Annotated in this window: 10 protein-coding genes; 6 read left to right on the top strand and 4 right to left on the bottom strand. The window is 71.2% G+C overall.

What is annotated here, in order from left to right; all coding sequences use genetic code 11:
- The 3 genes from E1264_RS17190 to E1264_RS17180 form a co-directional block, all read right to left on the bottom strand.
- A partial coding sequence (locus E1264_RS17190) for an alpha/beta hydrolase (RefSeq protein ID WP_243710977.1) occupies positions 1-560 on the bottom strand: 560 nt, incomplete at its 3' end.
- A 132-nt stretch (positions 561-692) separates the two neighbouring features.
- Complete coding sequence (locus E1264_RS17185) at positions 693-1,358, bottom strand: response regulator transcription factor (protein ID WP_132174614.1); 666 nt, start codon at positions 1,356-1,358, stop codon at positions 693-695.
- The gene (locus E1264_RS17180) at positions 1,355-2,686 is read right to left on the bottom strand and encodes a histidine kinase (RefSeq protein ID WP_132174612.1); all 1,332 of its coding nucleotides are present in this window, start codon (positions 2,684-2,686) and stop codon (positions 1,355-1,357) included. Before E1264_RS17180 ends, E1264_RS17185 begins: the two co-directional genes overlap by 4 nt.
- An 84-nt stretch (positions 2,687-2,770) precedes the next feature.
- Between E1264_RS17180 and E1264_RS17175 the strand changes: the two genes are divergently transcribed.
- Genes E1264_RS17175 through E1264_RS17165 form a run of 3 tightly spaced genes read left to right on the top strand, consistent with a single transcriptional unit; the run spans position 2,771 to position 5,523 of the window.
- Positions 2,771-3,799 (top strand): PHP domain-containing protein, encoded by a 1,029-nt coding sequence (locus tag E1264_RS17175; protein WP_207935975.1) that lies wholly within the window; start codon positions 2,771-2,773, stop codon positions 3,797-3,799.
- 16 nt (positions 3,800-3,815) lie between these two features.
- A complete protein-coding gene (locus E1264_RS17170) occupies positions 3,816-4,766 on the top strand; it encodes an alpha/beta hydrolase (RefSeq protein WP_132174610.1) in 951 nt (316 codons plus the stop codon).
- A 40-nt stretch (positions 4,767-4,806) separates the two neighbouring features.
- A complete protein-coding gene (locus E1264_RS17165; RefSeq protein WP_132174608.1) occupies positions 4,807-5,523 on the top strand; it encodes a YafY family protein in 717 nt (238 codons plus the stop codon).
- Between the two features lie 78 nt (positions 5,524-5,601).
- On the opposite strand, the gene E1264_RS17160 is transcribed toward E1264_RS17165, so the two are convergent.
- Positions 5,602-6,252 carry a TetR/AcrR family transcriptional regulator gene (locus tag E1264_RS17160; protein WP_132174606.1) on the bottom strand — a complete coding sequence of 217 codons (651 nt, stop codon included), beginning with the start codon at positions 6,250-6,252 and terminating at the stop codon, positions 5,602-5,604.
- A 189-nt stretch (positions 6,253-6,441) separates the two neighbouring features.
- On the opposite strand from E1264_RS17160, the gene E1264_RS44645 reads away from it, so the two are divergent.
- Genes E1264_RS44645 through E1264_RS17150 form a run of 3 tightly spaced genes read left to right on the top strand, consistent with a single transcriptional unit; the run spans position 6,442 to position 7,600 of the window.
- Positions 6,442-6,657 carry a hypothetical protein gene (locus tag E1264_RS44645; RefSeq protein WP_207935974.1) on the top strand — a complete coding sequence of 72 codons (216 nt, stop codon included), beginning with the start codon at positions 6,442-6,444 and terminating at the stop codon, positions 6,655-6,657.
- A gap of 2 nt (positions 6,658-6,659) precedes the next feature.
- Positions 6,660-6,911 (top strand): MMPL family transporter, encoded by a 252-nt coding sequence (locus E1264_RS17155; protein ID WP_207935973.1) that lies wholly within the window; start codon positions 6,660-6,662, stop codon positions 6,909-6,911.
- A complete protein-coding gene (locus E1264_RS17150; protein ID WP_207935972.1) occupies positions 6,908-7,600 on the top strand; it encodes a hypothetical protein in 693 nt (230 codons plus the stop codon). The genes E1264_RS17155 and E1264_RS17150 overlap by 4 nt, the downstream gene beginning before the upstream one ends.
- The last annotated feature ends 38 nt before the right edge of the window (positions 7,601-7,638 follow it).

The raw sequence follows: 7,638 nt of genomic DNA, 5'->3' as shown, positions 1-7,638 counted from the left end.
GTGGTGAGGAGGCGGCGGAGGGTGGGGGCGGCCTGCTCGGCCCGTTCGCTGCTCAGGACGGCGGTGCTGAGCGACCCGGGTGAGTCGTAGCCGAGCCAGGCGATCACGGCGAGCTGTGTTCCGGGAGCGGTGGCGCGGGCCTGCCGGTAGAGCGCGCGGCTGCCGCCGCCGGCGAACTTGGGGGAGTCGTAGTTGGCCAGCGAGTTGTCGGCGCCGGGCACGACCACGGCGATCCGGTCGGCGTGCCGTAGGTCGCCGAGGACCTCGACGACCCGTCCTCGGCCTCGGGGGTCGAATGACAGGAACTGTCGTCGTCGTGTGTTGCTGATGAATGCGGTCAGGGCGTGTGTCCGGTCGCTGTCGTGGATGCGTTGGGCGGTCGCCAGTGCGCTTTTGATCTCCCGGGCTGTGGCCTGATAGCGGAGGTCTAGGGTCGCCGATGTCGTGGCGGGTGCCGGGGGTGGGGCGGGGTACATGTCCGTGTCGCTGGTCGCGGCGGCCGCCGACACGGACACCGCCAGGATGGACACGATGGCCGCGGCCTTGCGAACGCTGGGCATCCGGAATGTCCTTCCTGGTCAGTGGGGGTGAAGCACTGATCAGGAAGGTAGGAATCGGACGCCGTAGCGCGGATCAACCGGCGGTGTGGTCTTCCGGGGTGCGACTCCGGTAGCAGGGGCGAAACCTGAGTATCAGTCGCCGGGGCGGACCAGCCCGACCTCGTAGGCGTAGACGATCGCCTGCGGACGGTCCCGGAGATCGAGCTTCATCAGGATCCGCCCGAAATGCGTCTTGACGGTCTGCTCGGCGACGACGAGCTTCTGCGCGATCTCGCCGTTGGACAGGCCGCGCGCCACCAGCGTCAGGACCTCGGTCTCCCGCTCCGTCAGCTCCGCCAGCCGCGTGCGGGACGGCGCCCGCGGCCCGCCGAGCCGCGAGAACTCCGCGATGAGGCGGCGAGTGATCGACGGCGACAGCAGCGCGTCGCCCGCCGCCACGATCCGGACGGCGTCCGCCAGCTCCGTCGCGGACGCGTCCTTCAGCAGGAACCCGCTGGCCCCGGCGCGCAGCGCCTCGTACACGTAGTCGTCCAGGTCGAACGTGGTGAGCATGAGGATCTTCGGGGCGTCCTCGGTGGCGGCAGCGAGGATGCGGCGGGTCGCCTCCAGGCCGTCCATGACCGGCATGCGGACGTCCATCAGCACGACGTCGGGATGGAGGGCGGCGACGCGCTGCAGGCCCTCCTCGCCGTTCACGGCCTCGCCGACGACCTCGATGTCGGGCTGGGCGTTCAGCAGCACACCGAACCCGGTCCGCACCATGCCCTGGTCGTCGACGATCAGGACCCGGATGGTCACGTCGCGTCCCGCGCAGGTGTCGACGTGTCCCGCGCGCGTGAGGGAGTCTCTACCGGCAGGTTGGCGGTCAGGGCGAATCCTCCGTCCGGTGTGGGGCGGGCGGTCAGGTCGCCGCCGAGTGCGGTGGCCCGCTCACGCATTCCGATCAGGCCGTGGCCTCCGCCCGGGAGCCCTGGCCCTGGGGGCTGGCCGTTCGCGGGTGGTCCGTTGACGACGCCGAGCCACACTATGCCGTCCGCGTGGGACGCATCGACGTGCACCTGCGAACCGGGCGCGTGCCGCATCGCGTTGCTGAGCGCCTCTTGCAGGATCCGGTATGCGGTCAGGCCCACGCCTGGCGGGAGGCCGGTGAGGTCGCCGTCCAGCCGTGTCGTCACGTGGAGGCCCGCCGCCCTCGCGTTGTTGACCAGGTCGTCCAGGCGGTCGAGGCCGGGCTGCGGGGCGGTCTCGGCGCCGTCCTCCGAGCGCAGGACGCCGAGGATCCGGCGCAGCTCCGTCAGGGCGTCCAGCGCCGTGGCGCGGATCTCGGCGAGGTCGCGGCGCGTCTCGTCCGGTATCGACTCGACCTTGTAGGGCGCCGCCTCCGCCTGGATCGCGATCATCGACATGTGGTGGGCGACGACGTCGTGCAGCTCCCGCGCGATCCGCTGCCGTTCGGTCAGCACCGCCTCGGCGTCCTGGTGCCGCCGCTCCTCGAAGGCGAGCCGCAACCGCTGTTCGGCCAGCTGCCGCCGCGACGTCTGCCGCAGCCGGACCGCGTACCCCACCGCCAGCGGCGGGACGAGCAGTATCGACGCGTTGAGCGCCGTCTCCGGGTCTTTGAGCCATACTCCGGCGAAAGAAAAGATCGCGACGCCGAGCGTGACGTCGCGGGAGCAGCGCATCGCGACCGTGCACACGCAGGCGAGCGCTGTGATCGCGCCCCATGGGACGTATGGCGTGCTCAGCCAGCCGCCGACGTCGACCAGCGCCGTGCCGAGGAAGCTCCACCGCCACGCGGCGAGCGGGTGGAGGTCGCGGAGCGCGAAGGGCGCCGTCACGGCGAGCGCGATGAACAGCTCGGTCACGCCGGACATCTCGGTGCCGCGCCGGATGGACTCGTCCGACAGCAGCGAGATCGTCCCGCCGATCATCACGACGGTCAGCACGACCCCGACCACGTTCACCACGACGCCGAACCGCGCCCGCCCGATGCCGATGTACGTCGTCCACCTGAGCACGAACGGCCAGGGCCGGTCGAGCGGCGCCGGGTCGGCCCGGCCCGTCACCGCGGCGGCCAGGAGCACGTCCCGCAGGACCCACTTCAGCAGAGCGCTCTCCCCGGCCATGAGCCCAGGCTAGAGAAGCTCCGGAGCAGTCTGGATGACACCGTGGTGGGACACGTCATGTCATACCTGGGTACGGTGCGATGCGTGGAGCCCGTCGAAGCCCTGCGCCGTATCGCGTTCCTGCTGGAGCGCGCCCACGAGCCGACCTACCGTGTGCGGGCCTTCCGCACGGCCGCCGACCTCGTCGAGCGGACGTCCCGTGACGACCTCGAAGCCCGTGCGGGCGCGGGCACGCTGACCGCCCTGCCCGGCATCGGCAAGGTCACCGCCCTGGTGATCGAGGAGGCGCTGCGCGGCGAGACCCCCGTCTACCTGCGCCGACTTGAGGCCACCGAAGGCGGGCCCGTGGACGAGACCGCGGCCGCCATCCGCTCCGCCCTCAAGGGCGACCTGCACACCCACAGCGACTGGTCGGACGGCGGCTCGCCCATCAAGGAGATGGCCGAAACGGCGCGCGGCCTCGGCCACGAGTACATCGCCCTCACCGACCATTCGCCGCGCCTGAAGGTCGCCAACGGCCTGTCCGCCGAACGCCTCCGCCGCCAGCTCGACGCCGTCGCCGAGCTCAACGAGTCGCTCGCGCCCTTCCGCATCCTCACAGGTATCGAGGTCGACATCCTGGAGGATGGGACGCTCGACCAGGATCCCGACCTGCTCGATCGGCTGGACGTCGTCGTCGCCAGCGTCCACTCCAAGCTCCGCATGGATCGTGTCGCGATGACCAAGCGCATGGTCGCGGCCATTGCGAATCCGCGCGTGAACGTCCTGGGCCACTGCACCGGACGGATCGTCAAGGCCGGGGGGAAGCGCGGTGGTCTGCGTCCCGAGTCGGAGTTCGACGCGGCGCTTGTGTTCGATGCCTGCGCCGCCTATGACGTCGCGGTGGAGATCAACTCGCGTCCGGAGCGCCTCGACCCGCCGAAACGCCTGCTCCGCCTGGCCGTCGAGGCGGGCTGCCGCTTCTCGATCGACTCCGACGCCCACGCCCCCGGCCAGCTCGACTGGCAGCCCTACGGCTGCGAACGGGCCGCGCGCTGCGCCGTCCCCGAGTCCCAGATCGTCAACACCCTGCCCGCCGACGACCTCCTCGCCTGGACCCGCGCCCGACTCTGACGATCCTGGGGTACCGATGACCGAGATCACGCATCGCTTCGTCCAGTCGGAGAGCGGGCTGCGCATGCACGTCGCCGAGGCGGGCGAGGGGCCGCTCGTGCTGCTCCTGCACGGCTTCCCCGAGTGCTGGTATTCGTGGCGGCACCAGCTCACGGCGCTCGCCGAGGCCGGGTTCCACGCCGTGGCTCCGGACCAGCGCGGCTATGCCCGGACGGGCGGGCCGCCGGACGTCGACCAGTACTCGATCCTGCACCTGGCGGGGGATGCGGTCGGCTTGATCGCGGCTCTCGGCGCCGAGCGTGCCGTCGTCGCCGGGCACGACTGGGGCGCGCCGGTGGCGTGGGCGGTCGCGCAGATGCGTCCGGACAAGGTGCGCGGGGTGATCGGGATGTCGGTCCCGCATCGTCCGCGTGGCAGCGGGCCGCCGGTCGCGGCCATGCGCCGCCTGTTCGGGGACGGCTTCTACATGGTGAATTTCCAGCAGCCGGACGTCCCCGAGGCCGCCTTCGACCGCGACCGGGACGCCACGTTCCGCCGCGTTCTGTACGGGTTGTCCGGGGACGCCTCCACGCCCCTGCTGACCATCCCGGACGGTGGAGACTTCCTCGACACCCTCGCCGAACCGGAGAAGCTCCCCGGCTGGCTGACCGACGACGACATCGCCGTCTACGTGGACGAATACGCGTCCAGCGGCTTCACGGGGCCCGTCAACTGGTACCGCAACCTCGACCGCAACTGGGAGCTCACCGCCGCGTGGCACCGCGCGCGGATCGGCCCGCCCGCCCTGTTTATCGCCGGTGACCGCGACGTCACGGCCATCGGCGCGCGGAAGGCGATCGGCTCGCTGAGCGACTTCGTGCCGAACCTCCGCGACACCGTCTGGCTGTCCGGTTGCGGCCACTGGACGCAGCAGGAGCGCCCCACCGAGGTCAACGACGCCCTGATCGCCTTCCTTCGCGGCCTCTGACGGTCCTCGGAATGTCGGAGGCGGGGCGTACGGTCGGCGCGTGAATCGGACCGACCGCTTGTACGCACTGGTGGAGGAGTTGCGGGCCTGCGCGCCGCGCCGGGTCAGCGCGCGGGAGTTGGCCGCGCGGTACGAGGTCAGCGTCCGGACGATCGAGCGCGACATCGGCGCGTTGCAGCAGGCGGGGGTGCCGATCTTCGCGGACGTGGGCCGGGGCGGCGGCTACACGCTCGACAAGAGCCGGACGCTGCCGCCGCTGAACTTCACGCCCGCCGAGGCCGTGGCCGTCGCGATCACCCTGTCCCGGGCGGGCGGCTCGCCGTATTCGCGGTCCGCGCGCACCGCCCTGCACAAGATCGTGGCGGCGATGTCGGCGGCCGACAGCGCCTCGGCCCGCGAGCTGGCCGAACGCGTCCGGTTCATGACGCCGCCGGACGCGGGCGAGCCCGACGCCGCGCCCACCTCGGTGCCCGCCGTCCTGGAAGAGGCCATGTCCGCCCGCCGCGTCGTCCGGCTCCGCTACGAGGACGCCGAGGGCATCGGAACGGAACGCGACGTCGAGCCGGTCGCGTTCACCGCGGTCTCGCTGCGCTGGTACCTGATCGGCTGGTGCCGCCTCCGTGACGGCGCCCGCGTCTTCCGCATCGACCGCATCCGCCGCGCCACTCTGCTGGACGAACGGGCCCCGGAACGCGCCTTCGACGAGATGACGTGCCCGCCGACCGACTACGTCGTCCGCCCCCTCGAACTCGTCTAACGCCAGAAGCACGGCGGCGCCTCACCGCCAGGCGGGACGGCGGGACGCCGCCAGGCGGGGGACGGTCGTCCAGGCGTCTCACGATCGAGGGCGCAGGCGATCGGGGTTGAGCAGCTCGCGGGGGAGTGCCTCCCGCCACCACTGTTCGATCTGGTCGGGCGTCCACTGGCGTTCGTTGATGAAGGTGGAGTAGCTGTCGATGTTGCAGATGGCGGCGTAGATGTCGATCGCGGTCTGCAGGTCCAGGCCGTCGCGCAGTGATCCGGGCGGCCAGGACTCGAACACCTGCCGCCTGGTCCTGTCCGCGGCTTTGCGCCCGTTGGTGTAGATGTCGGCGAGTTCGGGTTCGCTGCGTCCGGCGTCGCGGATCAGGGCGATGATGTCGCCCGCGCGTTCGTAGAGGCGGCGGTCGAAGGAGGCCATGGCGGCGAGCTGGTCCGCGGGGTCGGCGGCCGGGTCTTCGAGTTCGCCGAGCATCTGCGCGGGGTCGGCGGAGAGCCCGGCGGCGTCAGCAAGCGCGCGGGTCAGGCCGGTCTTGTTCTTGTAGGTGGCGTAGACCGTCGGAGCGGAGACCCCGGCCTCGCGGGCGACGTCGCGGACCGTCGTGACCGCCCAGCCCTGCGCGACGAAGAGCCTGCGCGCCGCCCGCGCGATCTCGGCGCGGGTCTCCAACGCCTGCGTTTCCCGCCGCAGCGAGTCGTAGCGGCGCTTCTTGGGCTCATCGGGCATGACCGGCTCCCATTTGACTTTACGTGCTCTCTAATGAATAGAGTACGTGTATGACAGATCCTTGTTGCTTCACGCACCACCCTTCCACCCGCGCCGCCCGCCGGATGACGGTCACGCCGCCGTGCCGGACGGCCGCCGCCAGGTCAAAGTCCCGGGACCGCGCACAGGAGCGAGCCCGGGAGCGTGTCCATGAGTGCCGATAGCGCGGCGCGTGAGTCGACGCGCTCCGGCGTGATCGTCCAGATCGCGCGGTTCGCTCAGCGCCGCAGGCTCGCGGCGCTCGGCGCGTGGGTCGCCGTCCTGGCCGGCATCTGGGTGGCCGTGTCGATGACCGGCGACGGCTATCGCGACGACGTGTCGCCGCCGGGAACGGAATCGCAGCACGCGGCACGGCCGCCGGACTGATCATGATCCTCGAATTCGGCGCGTTCATGCTCAGCCCCCAACGGCTCCTGCGGCAGGTCGGGTTCGGCATGGCCGTCGCGATCCTGGTGGACGCCGTCATCATCCGCTGCCTGGTCGTCCCGGCCGCGATGCAGCTCATGGGCCGCTGGGCCTGGTGGATGCCCGCCGCTCTGGCACGCCGGATGCCGAGGCTGAACCTGGAATCACGGCCGGAACCCACGGACACGACCCTCGCGAAGGAACACGCATCATGACCTTCTCCCGTATCGGCGGCTGGGCCGCGATCGGTTTCGCCGCCCTGCTCGTCGGCGGCAACCTCGTCCTCGCCCCGGCCGGCCCTCCCCTCATCGGCGCACCCGCCGAAGAGGTCGCCGACTTCTTCGGCGACCAGAGCGGGATCGTCCGACTGACCAGCGCGATCGGCCCGTTCGTGTGGCTGTTGGCGACCGTGTTCGGTGCCGCGGCGACCGCGGCGCTGTGGCCGATCGAGCGGCGCCGCGGCGAGGCGTGGTCGCTCGTCGGATTCGCGGGCCTTCTTTTGCAGAACACGACGTTCCTCGGTGTCATCGCGACCCGCCTCGCACTGACCGGCACCGCGGCGGACGCGTCCGCGACGCAAGGTCTGTGGTCGTTGAACGAGGCGTTCTTCGCGCTGAACGGCACCTTCCTCGCCACCGCCATGATCGGCCTCTCGCTCGCCGGGCTCCGCACCCGCCTGATCCGCCGGTCACACGCGGTCCTGGGGTTCGCGGCCGCCGGACTCCAGTTCGCATCGGCCGTTCTGCTCTCGCTGGCCTTCGACGACCCCGGACCGATCGATCTCCTCGGTCTGGCCGGATGGCTGCTCTGGGTCGTCTGGATCGCGTGGTACGGCATCGTCCTGATCCGCCTACGCGCATCATCGGCAGATCCGATCCGTACGGCTGAACCGGCCGCGACATGACCCTGCGGTCGTCATCGCGAGACGCTTCGCAGGCCGTT

Origin of the sequence: Actinomadura sp. KC216 (assembly GCF_004348535.1) — a bacterium.
Taxonomy (GTDB): Bacteria; Actinomycetota; Actinomycetes; order Streptosporangiales; family Streptosporangiaceae; genus Spirillospora.
This window is presented reverse-complemented; position numbering and strand designations above follow the sequence as displayed.

Coding starts and splice junctions, on each gene's coding strand:
- E1264_RS17180 (WP_132174612.1), bottom strand. CDS start 2,686: ATGGCCGGGGAGAGCGCTCTGCTGAAGTGGGTCCTGCGGGACGTGCTC.
- E1264_RS17170 (WP_132174610.1), top strand. CDS start 3,816: ATGACCGAGATCACGCATCGCTTCGTCCAGTCGGAGAGCGGGCTGCGC.
- E1264_RS17160 (WP_132174606.1), bottom strand. CDS start 6,252: ATGCCCGATGAGCCCAAGAAGCGCCGCTACGACTCGCTGCGGCGGGAA.
- E1264_RS44645 (WP_207935974.1), top strand. CDS start 6,442: ATGAGTGCCGATAGCGCGGCGCGTGAGTCGACGCGCTCCGGCGTGATC.
- E1264_RS17155 (WP_207935973.1), top strand. CDS start 6,660: ATGATCCTCGAATTCGGCGCGTTCATGCTCAGCCCCCAACGGCTCCTG.
- E1264_RS17150 (WP_207935972.1), top strand. CDS start 6,908: ATGACCTTCTCCCGTATCGGCGGCTGGGCCGCGATCGGTTTCGCCGCC.